Raw genomic sequence first — 21,532 nt, 5'->3', positions numbered from 1 at the left:
ATTGATTTTCACATTTTGTCATGACGACCTTTATTTCAATCTGCATCGCCACTTATAAACGTCCTGAGGGCTTAGCTCGATTATTAGAAGGCATCGACAATCTCCGATTTAGTGAACTTGACGCCCCCAAGATTGAAGTAGTGATTGCGGATAATGACCGAGAGGGCTCAGCCAAACCGGTTTATGAGTCGGTAAAACCCACCTTTAAATGGGAGCTGGTCTACGGAGTTGAGCCCCAACAAGGAGTAACGTTTGCCCGCAATCGCTCCCTCTTGCTGGCATCCCCCGATGCTGAGTTCTTCGTTTTTATTGATGATGATGAAGTGCCTTCTCCCTTTTGGTTAGAGACACTGCTACTGTGCCAAAAAGAATATCAGGCTGATATCGTCACCGGGCCGGTCGTGCCCAAATTTGAGGCTACTGAAGTTCCTGACTGGATAGTCAAAGGCGGCTTTTTTGACCCCGCCCAGCATGAAACTGGTAAACTCATGGGCGTCGCGTTTACTAACAATACCCTGGCCAAAAGTCACCTGCTGCAAGGGTTAGAGCATCCCTTTGATGACCGATTGGCTTTTAAGGGAGCAGAAGATGTTGATCTATTTACCCGATTCTTCGCAGAGGGAGGCAAAATCGTCTGGTGTAGTGAAGCGATCGTTTACGAATTTATTCCCGAAAATCGTATGCGGATCAAATGGCTGGTAGATCGGAATTATTACGGCTATAGTGCTCACAGTTTGACTGAGAAAAAATATTTTCCGTCTCTGTTTATTCAAACCCAAAGAGTGATTAAAGGGTGTTTGAATATTGTGCTGGGATTATGCCTGCTGATACCCGGTTTATTGCTCGGGCGACACCGACTGGCCCAAGCCCTAATTTATGTATATCGAGGGTTAGGGAGTCTGTCAGGCTTGTTCAATATTCAGGGCGATTGGGGCGGTGCTAATCGTTAGCCGTTGACTTTGTGTCCCTGAAACGATGTCAGCCCGGGAATAGGGCTTCTAGCTTCAAATCAGAGGCCGCCTGTACGAGAGCAGGAATATCGTCCGTCTGAGCCAGGTAGGGCATGGTTCCCAAGACAGGCAGTTGGGTGAGGCGCTCGATTAGGTCAATGGGAGCCCAGTTTTGTTGCTCTGCTTTTGTGAGGGGGGCGGTGCAGTTCAGAATAATTCCCCGAACGGAGAGCTGATATTGACGGGCGAGGGCGGTGTTAGCGACGGCTTGAGCGATCGCCCCTAGCTTCACTGGAATCACCAATACAATCGGCAAGTGCCAGGCGGCGGCGAGATCGGCGATCGTCCACTCATCTGTCACGGGAGAGCCCAAACCGCCCAACGCTTCTACCAAAACAAACTGGCGCTCGGCCAACAGTTGACTGAGATGTTGCCAAACTACGGTTAAGTCAATGCTTTTGCCCTCTTGAGCGGCGGCGAGGGGGGGCGCAAGGGGGGCGGCAAAGCGCTGCGGCGTCAGTGATTCAGCTGATTGTTGCAGATCAAAGAGGCGAGTGTAGGTTTCAAAATCGCCAATGCCCGATTGGACGGGCTTCATCAAGCCCAGGGAGTTGGCCCCAAAATGCTTGAGCCAATAAGCGGCGATCGCGGTGGTGACGATGGTCTTGCCGACATCGGTATCAGACCCCGTAATCAACAACCCATTTTTGACAGGAGTGCTCATGGCTAATTCTTGACAAACTGCAGAGTAAACTCAGATTCGCCGGTGGCCGTGACATCGACCGCGTAATCTCCCCCGACGGGGGCAGCATCTTCCCACAGCTCGACCCCCGACACTAACGGATCACCCGTGGGCAACTGCACCGAAAAGGTGGTCGGGGCACTCGAACGCGCCACCCGAATTTCCAACACTTCCCCCTCGCGCAGGCTGATCACATAGCGGCGAATCCGGCCTGGCCCCGCACTATTGGCGACTAATGTGGTGTTTTGTCCTGAGGGAAATCGCACTCGCTGCTCAGAAATGATTTCTGGCTCATCGGGCGTTTCCGGTTCCTCGGGTTCCGTGGGGGTTTCCGGCTCCTCGGGTTCTGTCGGCGTTTCTGAGTCATTGGCTTCAAGAGAGACATTGAGGCGATAGTCGCTCTGCTCGACTCCCTCAACCGGCCTTAATTGCACGGTGTAATTGCCCGTAAACTCCAGCGTGCCGGTCCATCCCAAGACCCGGCGGGCTTGCCGATCAGGGGGATTGCCGTTGGGCGCGAGTACGGTCATCAGCACGCCTTCGCCTTCGAGTTGCGCGAGTAGGGTTTCGCCCTCACGACCCGCCACAATATAGTTGACGGTTTCGTTTGCTTTCAGACTGCCTTCAACGGTGGTGGAGTCACCCGCGCGAATGTCTAAATTTTGCGTGTATTCTACAGGCTCCGTTGGCGGTTCGGGCTCGGGCTCGGGGGTCGGGGTTGTGGGTGGCGTAGTGGGACGGTCTGGATCAATTTCAATTTCTGGCACATCCGGCTGATTGCTCGGAGCCCGGTTGAGGGTGGTGACGAGGCCCCAACCGCCGAGGCCAGCGACTAAGGCCAAACCTAACGCTAAGGCCCCAATCGCTAAGGGATTTTCCCAAATCGAGCCCTCATCTTCTTCGAGCACTGCCGGCGTTGAGGGGCGGTAAGTCTGAGGTGACTCTGGCCCAGCCATGGTGGTTGATTGCGGCGATCGCCCCACGGCCACTGTCCGCACTTGTGAGGCTGGGGCCGCCGCTGGCGTAAACGGTGGTTGGGGGCGTGCAGCCGCAAAATTGCCAACTGTGCCCAGGGCTTGAGCCATTTCACTGACGGTTTGATAGCGATCGCCGGGTCGGTAGCTGGTTGCCTTATCCAGTACCTGAGTCAGCCCCGGACTCACGTCTGCATAATCATGCCAATACCAGGTCAAATTCACATCATCAAAAATGTCTTGTGGTTCGCGGCCGCTGAGCAGCACGATCGCCGTCACCGCCAAGGCATACAAATCGCTACTGGGGTAGGCTCGACCCGACTGCATCTGTTCGCTCGGCGCGTAACCCGGTTTGCCGACGGTGGTCGCGTGATGGGTCTGCCCCGACAGTTGCACCCGGGTGACTACTTCTTTCACCACGCCAAAGTCGATGAGCACTGGTAGGCGGTCTTGGTTGCGCAGCAAAATATTGTCCGGACTGATGTCACGGTGAATGATGCCCTTGGCGTGAATGTGGGCGAGAACGGGCAACATTTGCTGAAGAAACTGCCGGACTTCGGCTTCCGAAAAGGTTGCGTTTTGCAGTCGGCGCTGATTTAGCAACTCCCGATAGGACGGTCCCTCGACATAGTCCTGCACCAAAAACAGTCGTCCTTCTACCTCAAAGGTGGCGCGGAACTGAGGAATTTGGGGATGCTGGATCTGATAAAGAATAGTGGCTTCCCGCTGGAACAGTTCGGTCGACTTGCTGGAGAAATGGTCTTCTCCCTGCTGGGGCAAAAATTCTTTGACGGCACAACGCTCGTTGAAGCGACCTTGGTCTTGTGCCAGATATGTGCGCCCAAAGCCCCCCTGCCCAAGCAGTTGAACGATCTGATATCGCGACTGAAGTACCGTGCCAAAGGGGAGTGGAGAATACATAAACCAACGTCTCTGGGCAAAACACAAGCAAGCATACCTCAATCAAGGTAGCCTGCCCTCAAGATTTATCGATTGTAGAGTGTGCCAATCTCACTTGGCAGGTTTCGGACCCATGGGGTTCCAATCCGTCACTAAAGCATGGGGATGGAATTGATTGATGGAATTAGTTGCTATGGCTGTCTCGGCTATTGAATATCAGGCACCATGATGGTTTGGCTCAAGTTTCGGTTCTGCATCGTCCTCACCCTTGGGGGGCATCTGGTCTGACCTATCGATATTGGCAGAAGGCTGTGATTGCCGACTATGGCGATTTGACACCGATGTTCTGAATGCGGCATTCAGTTCACCGCATGTGGAATTGATGGGGAGAGTCGGGTTGCCGTAATCTGCAAACCCCGATGAGGTCTTAAAATGAGGGTGCTTTGCTCCTAACGTTAGCGGGCATGTCGGCATTTGCGGGGTCTGTGTGGTGGTACGCAAGCTGCTTTTAGAGCGTCCAATTTTAGTCGGTGGGCTAGGTTTAGCGGCGACGTTGAGTTTGTTGGGTGGATTACAGGATGTGTTGGCCGACAGCACCACTGTGGCGGGGCTGATTGCGACGGGGGCGGGTGTCTGGTGGTGGCGACGTCAGCGGCCTGACGCTAAACCCGTCGAGATTAAACCCGCAACGCCTGTGGAGCGAGAGCAGGTAGAGGTGGCGATCGCGACCCTGAAAACCGATTTAGATGCTCTTCAACCAGAATTGTCGTCTTTAAAGACAGCGGACGAGGTCGCCGCGATCATTGCTCAACTCGAACAACAGCGCCAGAACCTTTTGACGGAATTAGATCGAGCTGAGTTAAAAGTGGCGATCGCGGGCGCTCCCCGCTCGGGTAAATCTTTGCTGGAGGGATTTTTGACCGCTTCTAGCTCAGAGGAGAGCGCAGAATTTGCTGATGATTCCCGGATGTCAGTGACCGAAGTGTCATTAACCGCTGAAACGACTCATCCTCAAGTCATGGCTGACTTGCTCCAGCAGCAAGATGCGGTGATCTATATAGTGACTGAGGATCTGACCGAGTCGGTGTTTGCCGACCTGAAAACGCTGGCGGCAGCAGGGCAGCGGATGATCGTATGCCTCAACAAGCGAGATCATTACTTACCCGATGAGCAGACTGCAATCCTGGACAAGCTGCAAACCCAGTTGCGATCGCTGCCTCAACCCGTCGATTGTGTGGCCATTGCCACCGCCCCGCGTCCGATTAAAGTCCGCACCCATGACGAGGCGGGTCAAGTCACCGAGCGCTTAGAAACACCGGACCCAGAAGTCGCCCCTATCCTGACCCCAGTACAGCATTGGTGTGCGCAAGCAATTCCGCATTTGGTGGCGCAAACTGTGATGCGGCAGGTGCAGCAACTGCGGCGTGACATTCAGACGACTTTGAACCAAGCGCGGCATCAACAAGCGCTGCCCCTGGTTGAACAATTACAGTGGGCCGCAGCGGGTACCGCCTTTGCCAGTCCCGTGCCGTCGCTAGATTTACTAGCTGCGATCGCCATCAACGGCCAACTGGTGATGGATTTGAGCAAAGTCTATCAGCAGCCCCTCGCCCTCGATCAAGCGAAGGCGATCGCCACTGAATTGGCCGCCGTCGTCGTCAAACTCGGCGTGGTCGAAGTCTCGACCCAATTATTGACCACAGCACTGAAAAGCCATGCCGCTACGTTTGTGGTGGGGGGCAGCGTGCAAGCCTTTAGTGCGGCTTATCTCACGCGCCTTTGTGGTGAAAGCCTGATGGCCTATTTTGAAGAGCGTGCCCTCTCAGGACAAGTGGAAGCAGCCGTCTCGGTGGCAGCGATCGGGCAAAAACTGCAAGCCCTCATGCCCAGTACTCAACGCACCGAGTTTTTGCAAACTCTCATCAATCAAGGTATCCAGAAATTGACGCCCAAAACGCCTCCTGCCCTGGCACCGGGAGCAGCGGCCCCGCTGAATTTGGCTCAATCTGCATCCACCAAAGTGTCTGCTCAGCCTGAGACAGTATCCTCTGGAGAACTCGTCTAAGCCGTCGCCCATCCATCGTTTGTCGAGAACCCACCGTGTCAACTTCTGCTAGCAATCGGTTTCAGCGGGTGCGTCAAGCTTTGCGCCAGAGCGTGCAGCGATATACACCTACCTTGCAAACTCCGGTGGCTGCTGACCAGCAAACGCAAAAAGCCGCAGTACAGGAAGGGGTGAGTGCCCTGAGTGCGTTAGAAGCGCGACTCGCAAAACCAGTATTGCGGGTGGCGGTGTTTGGCTTGGTGAGTCGGGGTAAATCGGCCGTCATTAATGCCCTGGTGGGAGAAGATATTTTGCCCACCGGCCCGCTGCATGGCGTGACCCGCTGGCCGCGATCAGTATACTGGCGTCCCCCCATTGAGGCTGTGCACGATGTGGAAGAGTTGCCCCAGATCGAGTTAATTGATACGCCTGGGCTGGACGAGGTCGATGGCGAGGCCCGCGGTGCGATGGCCCAAGATGTGGCTCATCAGGCTGATCTGATCCTCTTTGTTGTGGCGGGCGATATCACGCGCACGGAATATGATGCCCTGGTGACCCTGCAAGCTGCCAAAAAGCCGCTGCTGCTGGTGTTCAATAAAGTTGACTTGTTCCCCGATACCGATCGCCAAGCCATTTATCAGGTCTTGACGAATTTGTGGAAGGCGACGAACCGCGATCGCCCCAATGCGGCCCTGGCGGTTGACGATGTGGTGATGGTGGCGGCGGCCCCGGCCCCGCTGCAAGTGCGGGTCGAGTGGCCCGATGGCAAAATCACCCACGAGTGGGAACAACTGCCCCCGCAAATGGACAGCCTCAAACAAGCGCTGCTCACTATCGCTCGCCAGGATGGCACGACGTTGATTGCCCTCAATGCTCTGCGTGAGGCTGACTCTCTGGAAACTGATATGGCCCGCCGGGCGATCGCCCTGCACCACGAAGAAGCCGAAGCCCTGATCTGGAAATTCGCTAAATATAAAGCTCTCGCAGTCGCCCTCAACCCCATTGCCGTGCTAGATCTGGCGGGCGGTTTCGTCACCGACCTGGTCATGATCCGCGCCCTCGCCAAACTCTACGGCCTACCCATCACTCAGCATGAAGCGAAAAAACTGTGGCAGGCGATCGCCAAAAGTTCCGGCACTCTCTTACTCAGTGAAGTCGGCACTGGCCTCCTGCTCGGCACGGGCAAAGGAGCCGCCGCCGTGTGGAGCATGTTTGACAGTGCGGGGGGATTTTCTGCCATGCTCAGCGTGATGGCTGCCCAAGCCGGAGCCTCTGGTTACGGCACCTATGCTGTTGGCAAAGCGGCTCAAGTCTATTTAGAACAAGGCTGCACTTGGGGACCGAACGGTGTGAAGGCAGTCATGCAAGACATCCTCAGCCAGATCGACTCCGGCTCCACCGTCTCCCGCCTCCGCCAAGAACTCGAAGCCCAACTGCTGGCTAAGAGCGATCGCTGACTTCTTTCTTTCCCAATACCGACAAAGGCTGACAAAAAAGCGACGACAGCGAGGACTCTCGTCGCTTTATAAAAGAACGCCTTAGCTCAATCCAATGGACTCTTGCCCGGGAAGAATTCATATTTCTTAATTCAATAAATATCTAACGCCGGGAAAATCCGGGTTTTTGCGTAGAAACCGTCACGCTGACCTGGGCAACTTTAGATCAGCTAACGCACTCACTGCATCTGTTGATTGCGACTTAGCTAGCATCTACCCGCGCATCAGCATCATGAAATTTATAGGCCAATACCAGCCGACTTTACCGGGCCACCGTCAATACAGTGTTGCTCCTCAGAGTACACAAGTCGCTGCCGCTTGTATTTTCGACGGTAAAGACGTCCAATCTCCAAATCTAAAGCCTTTGGTTTCGGGCCTAATTTTTTCTTTCAAGCACCGGGCTGCTGCACTTCGAGGGCATGCCATGCGGTGCACTTTCTATCCTCGTTTGAATGGGCGACCTCAATGGTCGAAATCTTGGATCATTTTCATCCTGGGTGATTGGCAAGCGGCAAGTTTGCTGGAACCGCCTCTACGTCCACCAGCTAATTAGCCGAACTTCGGATGCTAGCAGGAAGGTGATGAACTCAGCCTATGACCGCATCTCATCCCCAAGCGCATTAAGTGACAGCAACCCTTGCTTCGCTTCTAATCTGCGCTAACAACGCGAAGACTTAACTGCCATCTATTCACAAACATTACGAGGAAATCTACCATGCCACTAAATCCCGGCGATATCGGCTTCGTTCAATACAGCTCTGATGCTCCAGATAACTTTGCCTTTGTGGCCTTAGTCAATATCACTGCGGGCGAAGAAATTAAATTTACTGATCGTGGCTGGAGTAACACCAACAATAGTTTTGGCCCTTCTGAAAGCACTAGTGAAGGCACCTATGTTTGGACAGCAACAGTTAACGTGAGTGCTGGCACCATAGTGACCATTGATGTGGACACTGACGCTGTCGATGTTGGCACAATTTCGGAGTCCGGTAACGTGTCACTCAATGGTAATGGTGATCAAATCATTGCGTTCCAGGGACCTGATGGCACCCCCACTCTAATTGCGGCCATCAACGCTGAAGGCGCTGATCCATGGCAGACTGGTGTCACAACCAACACTTTTGACTCAGATCTTCCAACAGCTCTCACTGACGGAATCAATGCCATATCTATTGTTGAGGAGGATAATGGAGCATACACGGGTGGGGTGCTTACCGGTGACAAAACTACTCTGCAAGCCGCACTCTTTGACATAAACAATTGGACAACATCAGATACTGCCAAGCCAACTTTTACTGGCAGCTTCACGGTGACGACTTCTGGAGGCAGCGGTGGTTCCGGGGGCAGCGGTGGCTCGGGGGGTAGTGGCGGTTCTGGGGGCAGCGGTGGTTCCGGGGGCAGCGGTGGTTCAGAGGGCGGCATCACACCTGTATCAGATGCGCTCTTTCTGCCGCTAAGCCTGTCTGCTCAGATTGGTTTAGCTGGCTTAGGGCAACCTGTACAGACCTTTGGCTATGCGGTGAATGGCATCAACATCGAAAATATGTTTGATGAGGGATATTATCTAGCCACTAACCCAGACGTCAAAGCGGCAGTTGCCGCTGGGGTGGTAGAGTCCGGCTATGTCCATTTTCTGGTGGCGGGTTTATCTGAAGGTCGCGAGCCGTTCCAGTTTTATGACGAAGACTTCTACCTGGCTAACAATGCCGATGTAGCAGCCGCGGTGCAGTCTGGAGTCTTAGCGAGTGGGTTGCAACATTTTCTATTATCTGGCCATGAGGAAGATCGCAATCCCTCAGCCTTATTTGATAGCAGTGATTATTTGCTCAATAATCCTGATGTGAAGGCTGCAGTTGATAGTGGTGCGATCAGTAGTGCTTTTGAGCATTTCGCTAACTCTGGTCTCGCTGAAGGCCGACTAGGGGGCTTATTATTCGACGAAGGTTATTATTTAGCGAATAACGCTGATATAGCCAAGGCAGTGACAGAGGGCTTGCTAGGTTCCGGGTGGGAACATTTTGTCGCTTTTGGCCAGACAGAAAACCGTGATCCGAGTGCTGGCTTTGACCAAAATGTTTACTTAGCTCTCCATGGTGATGTGGCAGCTGCCGTGACAAGTGGTTTGATTAAGAGTGCTTTTTATCACTATGCGACCTTTGGTATTGCCGAAGGTCGAGCAATTTAGAGCTTGAGTGGAAGTCTTCATCAAAATTCCAAGCCTACGGCCAGGTGGTCGGAGGCTTTTTATATGGAGTCTGGTGCGATCGCTAATTTGTGTTGTGCGCCAACGGCTAATGGTGGAGGCTGCTACACGTCAGTCTGGAAGTTACTTAGAGCATGACATTCCAGTTAAATCAAATCGGCGTTGTCTTCCAACGTGTTCAGATCCGTGTTGGGGGCGGTTACATCATCAGCGGTTTCGGCGTCACTCGGGGCTGTTGATGGGGCCGTTTCAAGCAGCGGCAAGTCTTCAGCTTCGGGTGATGCTGGCATGCTGGTCGGAGTTTCTGCTGCTGGACTTTCCGCGTCTTGAGTTGATGGTAGTTGCTCGGTTGTCAGAGCACCCGGCTCGTCGCGATCGCTTTCCTTGTCGCGAACCATTGAGGGGGCATCTTCTGGGGCTATTTGATCCTGTAAGGTTCTCGTCGATTCTTGTGGAGCTTCAGCCTCTTGAGGAAGGACGGTTTCCGTATCCTCCACAACTGCTGGTGAGCCGTTGTCCGTCGCAGGGGCGGTCTTGCTGGCGGCTGGCGGCTGGTCTAGCTGATCTGCAGACTTGGTCTCAGCATCGCTAACATCCGTATTGCCCTCTGCTGTGGAAGCATCATCGACTTCAAGCCGCTTGGTGTCAGGAGGGGCTAGGCGATCGCTCTCGCTGGGTTTTGCCTCCACATCTAATGATGTTGGCTGAGGTATGACGGTCTCGGTATCGTCGCTTGTTGCTGGTTCTACTTTTTCCGTTGAGCCTGGAGCCGGTGTAGTCGCTGATTCTGATTTGGCTGGCGAAGCCTCCATCGTTGAATTGGGTGCGGGTGTTGCTTCCGTGTCGTCGAGTTCTTCTGAGTTGTCGTCTTCCGAGTCGGCAGGCAAGGATTCTGGTTGGTCGCTAGTGGTAGCGGCACCTGTTGTTGTGGCTGAGTCATGCTGTTGTTCCGCAGACTCGTCGACTACTGGTGCTGGTGGTTCGTAGCTTGGGTCGATTAATACCTTGGCTTGCGCTAGCGGAATTTCGCCCCGCACGAGCTGCGATAGGCTATCGTCGCCACCTGGTTGATAGTCAATCACTCGGACGGTGGTGTTCAGCGCATTGTCAATCAGATTGCCATTTTCATCAATGAGTTCGAGTTTCAGCCAGTTTTTACCGGGTTGAAAGCCCTGCAGATAAATCGGTTGCCAGCGATCGAAGACAAACGATTCGCCATTGATAGTGCAACGGATTCGCCAGTCAGTGATGGTTTCATCGGCTTGGGCCACCAGATGAGGTGGCGCATTATTGAGATGAAAGTCGAGGAGAATGGGCTCGGCTCCGTAGCGGTCTTGGGGCTGGTTATAGGTCAAGACGGGTTGACTATCGTCAGGATTATTTTGCGGTGAAGGCGCAAATACGTTGAATGTGACTTGGTCATAGGCACCCTCATTTTTAAAGCTTTCGCCCCAGGGTCTGACGGCTAAAAGTCTGAGGGTATGGGTACCAGGGGCTAAATTTTCCAAGCTGATTGGTTCACCGGCATCATAAATAGCTTGATGAGGCTGATCATCGATAAAGAGATGCAGATGGGGGCCGAAGCCTAAAGACTGATCCTTATATATAGGAAAATCCCGGACTTGTACTTCTACTTGTACGGTCGTGCTGGTGAGTGTGGCGTCTGGGTCAGGGGTCGCGATACGGACTTGCGGCGCATACACATCGAGATAAGGCTTGAGTTGCTGAATGCGCTCAGGGGGAGAAACCTCGGCGATCGCCCCCACCAATCGATTCGCTTTCGTCGCGGTGGCGTCGTCGGCCAACAAGACAACGGGCACATCGCGATCGCCGCCACAACTGGTCAAACCTAGTGCAAGCACCACCAACATCAACGCGATCGCTCGCTGCAACATCGAAACCATTCCCACACTCCCTTCCTGGTGTCCCCGCTTCAGATTCTCTCGCACGTTGGATCCCGATGAAACCCTAACGGTTGAGACACATCCCCAAATGCACTGTAGCGGCACAAAAATTGAAGAATCCAATCATTGCAATAAGAAATAGACTATTTCGTAATCACAAAACCTGAAAATTGCGATCGCTAATTGCCAATTAACAGGAGTTTCTACAACAAAGTTTACGTTTCTTAATGAAAAGAGCCGAGGATCGCCTCAACGTCAAGAAACTCGTCGAGGTATTTGATTGAGAATTATTAATAATGTGGTTTTTGACACCGTTTTCGCCTGGTGTGCGCTGCCTGAAAGTCAAGCCCGGAGCCTGTTTTCCTAGATTGAAATATTGTTAACCTGATCTCGGTTACGGAAAACATGCCGTCTATAATGCTCAAGAGCAACTGTAGTCCGAGTTCTAAGAAATCTAAGGTTTTTTAATCTTTAGGTAACGTCCTGATTATCGGTATACAGTACTTACAACTTGCAACTGCTCGTTTGTCTAGAGAGAGGAGAGTCTCCATGACAACTACCCCACGCGAGCGTGAGGCAAATGCAAAGGTGATGGTGGATAAGGATCCCGTTCCTACTTCCTTCGAGAAGTGGGCCAAACCGGGTCACTTTGACCGCACCCTTGCACGGGGACCCAAAACCACTACCTGGATTTGGAATCTCCACGCCGACGCTCACGATTTTGATAGTCATACCAGTGACTTAGAAGACATCTCGCGCAAAATCTTTAGCGCGCATTTCGGTCATCTGGCCGTTATTTTCATCTGGCTTAGTGGCATGTACTTCCATGGCGCTAAGTTTTCCAACTACGAAGCCTGGATGGCAGATCCCCTGTCTATTAAGCCCAGTGCTCAAGTAGTCTGGCCAATCTTTGGTCAAGAAATTCTCAACGCCGATGTTGGCGGTGGCTTCCAGGGTATTCAAATTACCTCTGGCTTCTTCCAGCTTTGGCGGGCTTCCGGTATTACCAATAGCTACCAGCTTTACTGCACCGCCATTGGTGGGCTTGTGATGGCTGGCCTGATGCTGTTTGCCGGCTGGTTCCATTACCACAAAGCAGCTCCGAAGCTCGAGTGGTTCCAAAACGTGGAATCGATGATGAACCACCACCTGGCAGGACTGCTGGGTCTGGGTTGCCTGAGCTGGGCTGGACACCAAATTCACGTGTCTCTGCCCATCAACGCACTGCTGGATGCAGGCGTGGCTCCGCAGGATATTCCCCTGCCCCATGAGTTCATCTTGGATAAGAGCCTGATGGCTGAGATTTATCCCAGCTTTGCTCAGGGCTTGACGCCGTTCTTTACTTTGAACTGGTCTGCTTACGCTGATTTCCTCACCTTTAAAGGTGGCTTGAACCCCGTAACAGGCGGCCTTTGGCTGTCGGATACGGCGCACCACCACCTGGCTTTGGCCGTTCTCTTTATTGTTGCGGGCCACATGTACCGCACCAACTGGGGCATTGGCCACAGCATGAAGGAGATTTTGGAAGGCCACAAAGGCGATCCCCTGCTCTTTGGTGGCAAAGGTCACGACGGTCTGTTTGAGAACCTCACCACTTCCTGGCATGCGCAGCTCGCTGTGAACCTGGCAGTGTTGGGCTCTTTGACCATCATCGTGGCGCATCACATGTATGCGATGCCTCCCTATCCGTACATTGCGACGGATTATCCGACTCAGCTATCCCTCTTCACTCACCATATGTGGATTGGCGGTTTCTTGGTGGTCGGTGCCGGTGCCCACGCAGCCATCTTTATGGTGCGCGACTATGATCCCGAAGTGAATTTTGACAACGCTTTGGATCGCATGATTCGTTCGCGCGATGCCATCATTTCTCACCTGAACTGGGTTTGTATCTTCCTCGGCTTCCATAGCTTTGGTCTATACATCCACAACGACACCATGCGGGCCTTGGGACGTCCTCAAGACATGTTCTCTGACTCCGCAATTCAGCTACAGCCGATCTTTGCCCAGTGGGTACAAGGTCTTCATGCCGCTGCTGCAGGTGCCACTGCACCGAATGCTTTGGCTGGCGTTAGTCCCGCCTTTGGGGGCGATGTTGTAGCCGTGGGTGGCAAGGTCGCAATGATGCCCATCACCTTGGGTACGGCTGACTTCATGGTTCACCATATTCACGCCTTCACGATTCACGTGACGGTGCTGATTCTGCTGAAAGGTGTGCTGTATGCTCGCAGCTCCCGTCTTATCCCCGATAAGGGCGAACTGGGCTTCCGCTTCCCTTGCGATGGCCCCGGTCGTGGCGGTACCTGTCAGGTTTCCGGTTGGGACCATGTGTTCCTCGGTCTGTTCTGGATGTACAACTCATTGTCCATCGTGATTTTCCACTTCAGTTGGAAGATGCAGTCCGATGTTTGGGGCACGGTTTCTGACTCGGGTGCGGTGTCTCATATCACCGCTGGCAATTTTGCCAACAGCGCTATCACCATTAACGGTTGGTTGCGTGACTTCCTGTGGGCACAAGCTTCTCAGGTCATCGGTTCCTACGGTTCGGCCCTGTCCGCCTATGGTCTGATGTTCTTGGGCGCTCACTTTGTTTGGGCATTTAGCCTCATGTTCTTGTTTAGTGGCCGTGGCTACTGGCAAGAGTTGATTGAGTCGATTGTCTGGGCTCACAACAAACTGAAAGTTGCTCCGGCAATTCAACCTCGCGCTCTGAGCATCACTCAGGGTCGGGCTGTTGGGGTGGCTCACTACCTCCTGGGAGGGATTGCCACAACCTGGGCATTCTTCCTGGCTCGCATAATTGCTGTTGGATAGAGCGCGGAGGACTCATTAACAAGCTATGGCAACTAAATTTCCAAAATTTAGTCAAGCACTCGCTCAAGACCCGACCACTCGTCGGATCTGGTACGGGATTGCCACAGCCCACGACTTTGAAAGCCACGATGGCATGACGGAGGAGAATCTTTATCAAAAGATCTTCGCCTCTCACTTTGGCCACCTGGCAATCATCTTTCTGTGGACTTCTGGTAACCTGTTCCACGTTGCTTGGCAAGGTAACTTCGAGCAGTGGATCAAAGATCCGCTCAATGTTCGTCCCATCGCCCACGCGATTTGGGATCCTCACTTTGGTCAACCTGCGGTGGATGCATTCACCCAGGCTGGCGCTTCAAACCCCGTTAACATCGCTTTTTCGGGCGTGTATCACTGGTGGTACACCATCGGTATGCGCACCAATGCGGATCTGTATACTGGCGCAGTCTTTTTGCTGATTCTCTCGGCAATCTTCCTGTTTGCTGGTTGGTTGCACCTGCAGCCCAAGTTCCGCCCTAGCCTTTCCTGGTTTAAGAATGCTGAATCCCGTTTGAACCACCACTTGGCTGGTTTGTTCGGTGTCAGCTCTTTGGCTTGGACCGGTCACCTGGTGCACGTCGCCATTCCCGAATCTCGTGGTCAACATGTGGGTTGGGACAACTTCTTGTCCACTCCGCCTCATCCGGCAGGCTTAGCGCCTTTCTTTACCGGTAACTGGGGAGTATATGCTCAGAATCCTGACACTGCCGATCACATGTTTGGCACGGCTCAGGGCGCTGGGACTGCGATCCTGACCTTCTTGGGTGGCTTCCATCCGCAGACGGAGTCGCTCTGGCTGACGGATATGGCGCACCACCACCTGGCGATCGCGGTGATCTTCATCGTGGCTGGCCACATGTACCGCACCAATTTTGGGATTGGTCATAGCATCAAGGAAATCTTGAATGCGCACAATCCTCCTGTCGGTACTCCGGGTGATTTGGGTGAGGGCCATAAGGGTCTGTACGACACGCTGAACAACTCCCTGCACTTCCAGTTGGCTCTGGCCCTGGCAAGTCTGGGTGTGGTCACCTCCCTGGTGGCACAGCACATGTACGCACTGCCTCCTTATGCCTTTATGGCTAAGGATTACACCACTCAAGCCGCGCTCTATACTCACCACCAGTACATTGCTGGTTTCATCATGGTGGGGGCGTTTGCTCACGGGGCGATCTTCCTGATTCGGGACTACGATCCCGTTGCGAATAAGAACAACGTTCTCGACCGCGTTCTGCAGCACAAGGAAGCCATCATCTCCCACCTGAGCTGGGTGTCCTTATTCCTGGGTTTCCACACCTTGGGGCTGTACGTTCATAACGACGTTGTGGTTGCGTTCGGTACTCCTGAGAAGCAAATCCTGGTTGAGCCGGTGTTTGCTCAGTGGGTACAGGCAGCTTCTGGCAAGATGATCTACGGTTTCGACACGCTGTTGTCTAACCCCGATAGTATTGCCACCACTGCTTGGCCCAATGGCGGCAACGTCTGGTTACCCGGCTGGCTGGATGCCATCAACAGCGGTTCTAACTCTCTGTTCTTGGCCATTGGCCCTGGTGACTTCTTGGTGCACCATGCGATCGCATTGGGTCTGCACACCACCACTCTGATTCTCGTCAAGGGTGCGTTGGATGCTCGCGGTTCTAAGCTGATGCCCGATAAGAAAGACTTCGGCTACAGCTTCCCTTGTGATGGCCCCGGTCGTGGCGGTACTTGTGACATCTCTGCTTGGGATGCCTTCTACCTCGCCATGTTCTGGATGTTGAACACCATCGGTTGGACGACGTTCTACTGGCACTGGAAGCACTTGAGCATCTGGTCTGGTAACGTGGCTCAGTTCAACGAGAACTCGAATTACTTGATGGGCTGGCTACGGGATTACCTGTGGCTCAACTCCTCTCAGCTGATTAACGGCTACAACCCCTACGGCATGAACAATCTGGCGGTCTGGGCTTGGATGTTCCTCTTTGGACACCTGATCTGGGCAACTGGCTTCATGTTCTTGATCTCTTGGCGGGGTTACTGGCAAGAGCTGATTGAGACCATCGTTTGGGCTCACGAGCGCACTCCCCTGGCGAACTTGGTTCGCTGGAAGGACAAGCCCGTTGCACTGTCCATTGTTCAGGCTCGTGTAGTTGGTTTAGCCCACTTTACGGCGGGTTATATCATCACCTACGCTGCCTTCCTAATTGCCTCGACCTCAAGCCGCTTTGGTTAGCTAGGTTAAGTCGATTATTGAACTCCTGAAAGGCTACTTCCGAAATTTCGGAAGTAGCCTTTCAGCATTGCGAGGGGAACTATATTTGTTGTGTAAGTTTTGAGATACGCTATGTCGGGCAATACGAAACCAAATTTAAAGATATTAGTCCAGCACCGTCATAAGAATGATGAAATCGCTGGAGTACTTACATATATTGATAGCCTTTGCCAAGAACTTAGTGAACGCAATATTGAGTACAAAATCTTAAGTACATCTGAAAGTGATATTAGTCGCTGGCTGAGAGAAATATTGTGGGCTGATGTAGTTTATATGCACTCTAATAATCCTGTCTTTGCATTAATAAGTAAGCTTTTATTAAAGAAAGTAGCTTTAATGTACCACTATAAGTTTTATCTTACAGAATGCTTGTCTACAGACATATCTTTTGTCGAGCGTTTAAAGATAGAGATAAACCATTTGAGCAAAGTCGATCATCTTTCATGGAAATGGAAAGTGGGGAGATTGTCCCAGCTTTTCAAGCTTGGGGGGCGACTCACTGCATCTTACTTGGCAGATGAGTTACTAGCCAATACAGAATTCATGGCAAACAGCACCTTTCTTCCGAAAGAGATCAGTGTTTTTCCATATCCTTGTCCTAATGACATCATTATAAATTTTGAGCAGAAGCTATTTTCACGGTTAAATACTCCATATACGTTTACTTTTGCTGGTCGTTTAACCCATGACAAAGGAGTCGATATATTGTTGGCATCAGCAAAACGCCTCTTGGCAGAAGGACTTGATTATAAAATTAATATTATCGGTACTGGCCACTCCAAAGCTGCATTGGAAAAGTTATCTAAAGAATACTCGTTAGCTTCAAAAGTTCATTTTTTAGGTAGACTCCACCTTGATCAAGTGTTGGAGTATATGCAGGATTCTCTAGCAGTAGTTGTCCCTTCACGCTGGCAGGAGCCTGCAGGGAGGGTTTTATTAGAGTCAGCTAGCGTTGGAACTTTAGTTATAGCTGCAAGAGTTGGTGGATTGCCAGAACTAGGCCGCGATGAGTGTCTGTATTTTGAAAAAGATGATGATGATGGTTTGTATGAGGCAATGAAGCTTTGCCTGGAAGACCCTTACGATGCTTATAAAAGAGGAATTGAATTTCAGAAGCGGATTCAAAGGGAGCACAATATTTCCAGACATGTTGATAGCTTATTAAATTTGTTTGTTGGAATGTAAAGTGACAGTTATTGACTATTTCTTAATTCGGATATTGGCTAAGGATTAAGAAATAGTCAGAATAATTTCTGGCGTCAACTCCAGCATTCAGGTGGCGCGCAAGTGGGTGACAAGGGCTTGTAATCCAAGGCAATAACTCTCAGCGCCAAAGCCGGAAATTTGTCCGATCGCAACGGGGGCAATGTAGGAATGGTGGCGGAAGGCTTCGCGCTGGTGGATATTGCTGAGATGGACCTCGACAGTGGGAATGGCGACGGCGGCGATCGCATCGCGGATGGCGACGCTGGTGTGAGTGTAAGCTGCAGGATTGATGAGCAAACCATCGAAAACACCAAAAGTGCTCTGGATGAGATCAACCAGAGCACCTTCATGATTTGACTGTTCAATGCTTAGTTCGACACCAAGCTCGCTAGCGAGAGACTGCAAGAGCGAATTGATATCTTCTAAAGTCTTAAGACCATAGATACCAGGCTCTCGTTTGCCTAAAAAGTTAAGATTGGGCCCGTGCAGCACTAATATTTTGAGAGATTCCTGATTCACGCCTATCGAATGCGGCGATCATCAACTGGAACGGGAATGGGCTCGGATTCGGGCTGGGCTTGGGGGCCAAAAAGAGCATCAGCTAATCGGTTTAACCACTCTTTTAGCTTTTCCAAAACCTTTTCAATATCCATGAAGGCGCTCTCCGTCTCGGCTTTAGATGCGCATGTGACGACTACGTAGGCACTAATCAAGTCAAGGATATGGGCCTGATTAGCTATTTAGCCTCAAAAGCATCCTGTCTTGATGATAGCCGATATTAACAAATGATCAACCTTAAGCAAATGTTAACTGGTCTGTAGCGATCTCCGCAGCAAATCTAGCGCTGTGCAACAGCTGAGATGCCGAATCCAGTCGCGGCCTCGAAAATTGCCAAACTGAAAGCGATGACTCACGACACTGCGATCGGGGCCAGCAATGCCGATATAAACTAGGCCGACCGGCTTGTCGTCGGTGCTGCCGCCAGGGCCAGCAATGCCCGTAATGCCAATGCCCCAGTCAGTGCCCAATCGCGCTCGCACTCCCGCCGCCATTTGACACGCGACAGGATCACTCACGGCTCCTTCGGTTGCTAAGTCATTAGGCTGCACGCCCAGCAGGCCAATTTTTACGGCATTGTCGTAAGAAATGATGCCCCCCATAAAATAGGCTGAACTGCCGGGAACTGCCGTTAACATTTGTCCTAAGCCGCCCCCAGTGCAAGATTCGGCTACTGCCAAGGTCTGTCCTTTTTGCAGAAGGAGTGCTCCAGCCGCAGTGGCTAACGTTTCGTCGTCATCGCCGTAGTGATGCTCGCCAGCAATCTTTAGGATTTCGTCTGCAATCGGCGTGATCAGAGCCGCAGCGGCAGCCTCATTGGCGGCACGGGCTGAGATACGCAATTTTGCCGTACCTTGACTGGCATAGGGGGCCACCGTCGGATTCTCTAGGTCAAATAGATGGGTAACCTGTTCCGCCAGGTTCGACTCGCCGATGCCCCAAAATTTTAGGGTGCGGCTATAAATGGGCTCTGCTGCCCAGCCTTCAGTTTGCAGATAGGGGACGGCGGTTTCGCGCCACATCATCTGCATTTCTTTAGGAACGCCAGGGAAGGTCATGACTACCAGGCCCGGGCGCGGCTCCCAGATGATGCCAGGGGCGCTGCCGCCGGGGTTAGGCAGTACCGCTGCGCCCTGGGGCAACAGCGCTTGTTTGCGATTACTGGGGGCGACTTCGCGCCCGCGACGGGCGTATTTTTGTTGAATGTCGGCCCAAATTTCTGGACGCTCTTCGAGGGGGGAGCCAAAAAAGTCGGCTAGGGTTTCATGGGTTAGATCATCGGGCGTTGGTCCAAGTCCTCCTGTAAAGATGAGCAACCGCGCCCGATCGCAGGCGATCGCCACTGCCCGCTGAATGCGCAACGGGTTATCGCCCACCACTGTTTGGTAATAGTGGGGAATCCCCAGTTGCGCCAAAGCCTGCGCCAAAAACTGCGCGTTGGTGTTGGTGATATCGCCCAGCAGCAATTCACTGCCGACACAGATGATTTCCGCACTTCCCTTCATGGGTTTTACGATTCCCGATGCCGATAGGTTCACGTCCCGACAGGGCGGCCAAGCCATGTCATGATGTAGGGCACTGAGACGACATTTTATCTGCGATCGCCCAAAAATACCCGCCGCCTGCTGTTTTCCCGCTTTTCGGTCGCGCTTCCTGATGATTTGGTTTGTGCTGTCATGAAACTTCTTGTCCCCCAAGTTTCCCGAGCGGTTTGGTGGTGGCTGGGAGGCGGCTTCGTCTTCCGCGTGATCGTCGCCACATTTTTACCAGTCGGCTTTGATGAAGCTTACTACTACCTTTATAGTCGTCATCTGGCCTGGAGCTATTTTGACCACCCGCTGATGGTTGCTCTGACAACGGGGATGGGTTGGTGGCCTTGGGGCGCTGGGGCGGCTCTAACGATCCGTGTCGGGGCGCTGCTGCTGTATCCCTTGAGTTTGCTGCTGCTGTACGTTGTTGCGCGGCACTTGTTTGATGAAAAGACGGGGGTGCTGGCGATCGCCATTGGTTCTATCGCGCCCATCTTTTGGATTGCCTTTGGCGTCCTCTCTTCGCCCGACAATGCTCTGATTTTTTTCTGGACGCTGACCTGTTTACTGGCCGCCTGGGAATTCATTCCCGATCGCTTCTCTTCTGCTTCGTCCTTAAGAAAGGCCACTTATCAACCGACCTATCGAGTCGCTTTGATCGGCCTTACGGTCGGGCTGGCCTGCCTGAGCAAATATCACGGTTTTATTCTTGGGGCTGGGCTGGTGGGCTTTTGCCTGACCAGCGATCGCACCCGCAAAGTTTTTTGGTCACCGTGGCTGCTGGTGTCCCTCGTGCTCTTCCTGCTCACCCTGATACCGCTCTGGTGGTGGAATGCGCAAAACGATTGGTTCTCGTTCCGCTTTCATCTATTGATGCGGTTTGACGGCGATGGCACGCCCAATCCTTATCGCCCGCTGGATGTCCTCGGTACCTGGGGATTGGGGCTGCTGTACCTGTTTCCGACGATAGGTTTGCCCCTCTGGTGGAGCACGGGCAAAGCGCTGTTAGAACGTATTCAAAGCATTCTGCAACCGCCCATGAGTGCGGGCGAACGGGTAGCCCGCGATCGCCTTGGGTTAATCCTCTGGCTGTCGCTCCCCATTGCGGTCGGATTCACCCTGCTAGGAGGCAAACAAGCGATTTATCCGGCTTGGCCTGCGCCGGGATTTTGGGGCATGACGTTGTTATTGGCGCATGCCGCTAGCCACTGGCGATCGCTGACAGTACGACATTGGCTCGGTGGCACCGCTTTGGTTTTAGGCGCATTGGCACTGGTGGCCCTCCTGCATTTGAATCTAGGAATTTTACAAAAGCCGAGCAACTATGCCCTTTTAGGCGGACTGGTGCCGATCGAACAAGATGGTTCCACAACCTTGTTGAATGTGGGGCAATTGCGATCGCGCTTTGCGCAATCCGAACCGTTGACCACTGCCCTTGCCGACGCTGATTTCGTGTTCACCGACGAATTTTATCTTTCCGGCTATGTGGACATGGCGTTGTACCCACTGGCGCGTCACCCAATCACCGCCTTCAGCCAAGATCCTCGCGGTTTCGCCTTTTGGCATGCTCCTGAGCAATGGCGCGGCCAAACGGCCATCTATATTACGCTCGAAAGCTTGCACCCTGATCGCGATGAACTGGTAGCAGAATTTCAACCCTATTTCGACAAGCTAGAGCCCATCGGTGAAGTTGAACTTACCCGTGGAGGTGCCACAGCCGAGACGGTGCTGATTTACCAAGCTGAGAACATGAACACGGCGTATGAATATCCTTATCCATAGCCGCGTGCTCGGTTGCCTCATTCACGAACTGAGGCAACCGGGGAATCTTGCTGAGAGGATGTTTGATAAATCGCTCAGTCAGTAAAAAAGCTCACTCGCCATAAGCTGAAGATACGAACCATCAGCCCTTGAGTGAGCATGAG

14 protein-coding genes are annotated in these 21,532 nt (G+C 52.7%); 8 read left to right on the top strand and 6 right to left on the bottom strand.

The annotated features are described in order from the left end of the window. Positions 1 to 20: 20 nt before the first annotated feature. Positions 21 to 950 (top strand): glycosyltransferase family 2 protein, encoded by a 930-nt coding sequence (locus DYY88_RS22050; protein ID WP_039726679.1) that lies wholly within the window; start codon positions 21 to 23, stop codon positions 948 to 950. 28 nt (positions 951 to 978) lie between these two features. Here DYY88_RS22050 and bioD read toward each other — a convergent pair whose 3' ends face one another. Together bioD and DYY88_RS22040 are read right to left on the bottom strand one after the other, a co-directional pair. After that, positions 979 to 1,674, bottom strand: a complete 696-nt coding sequence (gene bioD, locus DYY88_RS22045) for a dethiobiotin synthase (RefSeq protein ID WP_039726680.1) — start codon at positions 1,672 to 1,674, stop codon at positions 979 to 981. Positions 1,675 to 1,676: 2 nt separating this feature from the next. After that, the gene (locus DYY88_RS22040) at positions 1,677 to 3,587 is read right to left on the bottom strand and encodes a serine/threonine-protein kinase (RefSeq protein ID WP_039726681.1); all 1,911 of its coding nucleotides are present in this window, start codon (positions 3,585 to 3,587) and stop codon (positions 1,677 to 1,679) included. 469 nt (positions 3,588 to 4,056) lie between these two features. Between DYY88_RS22040 and DYY88_RS22035 the strand changes: the two genes are divergently transcribed. From DYY88_RS22035 to DYY88_RS24365, 3 genes are all read left to right on the top strand, one after another. After that, entirely contained in the window at positions 4,057 to 5,631 is a 1,575-nt protein-coding gene (locus DYY88_RS22035; RefSeq protein ID WP_130199558.1) for a YcjF family protein, read from the top strand. A 35-nt stretch (positions 5,632 to 5,666) separates the two neighbouring features. After that, the gene (locus DYY88_RS22030) at positions 5,667 to 7,067 is read left to right on the top strand and encodes a GTP-binding protein (RefSeq protein ID WP_039726683.1); all 1,401 of its coding nucleotides are present in this window, start codon (positions 5,667 to 5,669) and stop codon (positions 7,065 to 7,067) included. Between the two features lie 754 nt (positions 7,068 to 7,821). Next, positions 7,822 to 9,291, top strand: a complete 1,470-nt coding sequence (locus tag DYY88_RS24365; RefSeq protein WP_052288384.1) for a hypothetical protein — start codon at positions 7,822 to 7,824, stop codon at positions 9,289 to 9,291. Between the two features lie 164 nt (positions 9,292 to 9,455). On the opposite strand, the gene DYY88_RS22015 is transcribed toward DYY88_RS24365, so the two are convergent. Beyond that, positions 9,456 to 11,213 carry a hypothetical protein gene (locus DYY88_RS22015; RefSeq protein ID WP_052288385.1) on the bottom strand — a complete coding sequence of 586 codons (1,758 nt, stop codon included), beginning with the start codon at positions 11,211 to 11,213 and terminating at the stop codon, positions 9,456 to 9,458. 549 nt (positions 11,214 to 11,762) lie between these two features. Here DYY88_RS22015 and psaA point away from each other — a divergent pair. The 3 genes from psaA (at position 11,763) to DYY88_RS22000 (ending at position 17,499) form a co-directional block, all read left to right on the top strand. After that, complete coding sequence (psaA, locus tag DYY88_RS22010) at positions 11,763 to 14,027, top strand: photosystem I core protein PsaA (RefSeq protein ID WP_039726685.1); 2,265 nt, start codon at positions 11,763 to 11,765, stop codon at positions 14,025 to 14,027. Between the two features lie 25 nt (positions 14,028 to 14,052). Further along, positions 14,053 to 16,275, top strand: a complete 2,223-nt coding sequence (psaB, locus tag DYY88_RS22005; RefSeq protein WP_039726686.1) for a photosystem I core protein PsaB — start codon at positions 14,053 to 14,055, stop codon at positions 16,273 to 16,275. Between the two features lie 111 nt (positions 16,276 to 16,386). After that, positions 16,387 to 17,499: a glycosyltransferase family 4 protein gene (locus DYY88_RS22000; RefSeq protein WP_052288386.1), complete on the top strand. Its 1,113-nt coding sequence runs from the start codon at positions 16,387 to 16,389 to the stop codon at positions 17,497 to 17,499. Between the two features lie 87 nt (positions 17,500 to 17,586). On the opposite strand, the gene aroQ is transcribed toward DYY88_RS22000, so the two are convergent. The 3 genes from aroQ to DYY88_RS21990 all read right to left on the bottom strand — a co-directional run bounded on the left by aroQ (position 17,587) and on the right by DYY88_RS21990 (position 19,583). Continuing rightward, on the bottom strand, positions 17,587 to 18,039 hold the full coding sequence (gene aroQ / locus DYY88_RS21995; RefSeq protein WP_039726688.1) for a type II 3-dehydroquinate dehydratase: 453 nt from the start codon (positions 18,037 to 18,039) through the stop codon (positions 17,587 to 17,589). Positions 18,040 to 18,041: 2 nt separating this feature from the next. Beyond that, positions 18,042 to 18,173 (bottom strand): hypothetical protein, encoded by a 132-nt coding sequence (locus DYY88_RS24970; protein WP_302849263.1) that lies wholly within the window; start codon positions 18,171 to 18,173, stop codon positions 18,042 to 18,044. A gap of 153 nt (positions 18,174 to 18,326) precedes the next feature. Continuing rightward, positions 18,327 to 19,583: a competence/damage-inducible protein A gene (locus DYY88_RS21990; RefSeq protein ID WP_039726689.1), complete on the bottom strand. Its 1,257-nt coding sequence runs from the start codon at positions 19,581 to 19,583 to the stop codon at positions 18,327 to 18,329. A gap of 171 nt (positions 19,584 to 19,754) precedes the next feature. Between DYY88_RS21990 and DYY88_RS21985 the strand changes: the two genes are divergently transcribed. Further along, positions 19,755 to 21,389, top strand: coding sequence for an ArnT family glycosyltransferase (locus DYY88_RS21985; protein WP_039726690.1), 1,635 nt, complete (start codon positions 19,755 to 19,757; stop codon positions 21,387 to 21,389). Positions 21,390 to 21,532: the final 143 nt, after the last annotated feature.

It is taken from the genome of Leptolyngbya iicbica LK (genome assembly GCF_004212215.1).
GTDB lineage: Bacteria > Cyanobacteriota > Cyanobacteriia > Phormidesmidales > Phormidesmidaceae > Halomicronema > Halomicronema iicbica.
The sequence above is the reverse complement of the archived record's forward strand: the minus strand, read 5'-3'. Positions and strand labels throughout refer to the sequence as shown.